At 53.4% G+C, this 1,566-nt stretch carries 1 rRNA gene; it reads right to left on the reverse strand.

The features are described from left to right. Positions 1 to 3 precede the first annotated feature (3 nt). Positions 4 to 1,556, reverse strand: a 16S ribosomal RNA gene (locus R7P74_RS24685). Positions 1,557 to 1,566: the final 10 nt, after the last annotated feature.

Genomic DNA, 1,566 nt, shown 5'->3' on the forward strand with positions numbered 1-1,566 from the left:
GTTTAAGGAGGTGATCCAGCGCCAGGTTCCCCTAGCGCTACCTTGTTACGACTTCACCCCAGTCATGAACCACAAAGTGGTAAGCGTCCCCCCGAAGGTTAAACTACCTACTTCTTTTGCAGCCCACTCCCATGGTGTGACGGGCGGTGTGTACAAGGCCCGGGAACGTATTCACCGTGGCATTCTGATCCACGATTACTAGCGATTCCGACTTCATGGAGTCGAGTTGCAGACTCCAATCCGGACTACGACGCACTTTTTGGGATTCGCTCACTTTCGCAAGTTGGCCGCCCTCTGTATGCGCCATTGTAGCACGTGTGTAGCCCTACTCGTAAGGGCCATGATGACTTGACGTCGTCCCCACCTTCCTCCGGTTTATCACCGGCAGTCTCCCTGGAGTTCCCGACATTACTCGCTGGCAAACAAGGATAAGGGTTGCGCTCGTTGCGGGACTTAACCCAACATTTCACAACACGAGCTGACGACAGCCATGCAGCACCTGTCTCAGAGTTCCCGAAGGCACCAATCCATCTCTGGAAAGTTCTCTGGATGTCAAGAGTAGGTAAGGTTCTTCGCGTTGCATCGAATTAAACCACATGCTCCACCGCTTGTGCGGGCCCCCGTCAATTCATTTGAGTTTTAATCTTGCGACCGTACTCCCCAGGCGGTCTACTTAACGCGTTAGCTCCGAAAGCCACGGCTCAAGGCCACAACCTCCAAGTAGACATCGTTTACGGCGTGGACTACCAGGGTATCTAATCCTGTTTGCTCCCCACGCTTTCGCATCTGAGTGTCAGTATCTGTCCAGGGGGCCGCCTTCGCCACCGGTATTCCTTCAGATCTCTACGCATTTCACCGCTACACCTGAAATTCTACCCCCCTCTACAGTACTCTAGTCTGCCAGTTTCAAATGCTATTCCGAGGTTGAGCCCCGGGCTTTCACATCTGACTTAACAAACCACCTGCATGCGCTTTACGCCCAGTAATTCCGATTAACGCTCGCACCCTCCGTATTACCGCGGCTGCTGGCACGGAGTTAGCCGGTGCTTCTTCTGTCGCTAACGTCAAATAATGCAGCTATTAACTACACTACCTTCCTCACGACTGAAAGTGCTTTACAACCCGAAGGCCTTCTTCACACACGCGGCATGGCTGCATCAGGCTTGCGCCCATTGTGCAATATTCCCCACTGCTGCCTCCCGTAGGAGTCTGGACCGTGTCTCAGTTCCAGTGTGGCTGATCATCCTCTCAGACCAGCTAGGGATCGTCGCCTTGGTGAGCCCTTACCTCACCAACTAGCTAATCCCACCTAGGCATATCCTGACGCGAGAGGCCCGAAGGTCCCCCTCTTTGGCCCGTAGGCATCATGCGGTATTAGCCATCGTTTCCAATGGTTATCCCCCACATCAGGGCAATTTCCTAGGCATTACTCACCCGTCCGCCGCTCGACGCCGTTATCGTTCCCCGAAGGTTCAGATAACTCGTTTCCGCTCGACTTGCATGTGTTAGGCCTGCCGCCAGCGTTCAATCTGAGCCATGATCAAACTCTTCAATTTAAGATTTTGT

It is taken from the genome of Vibrio sp. 2033, assembly GCF_033339735.1.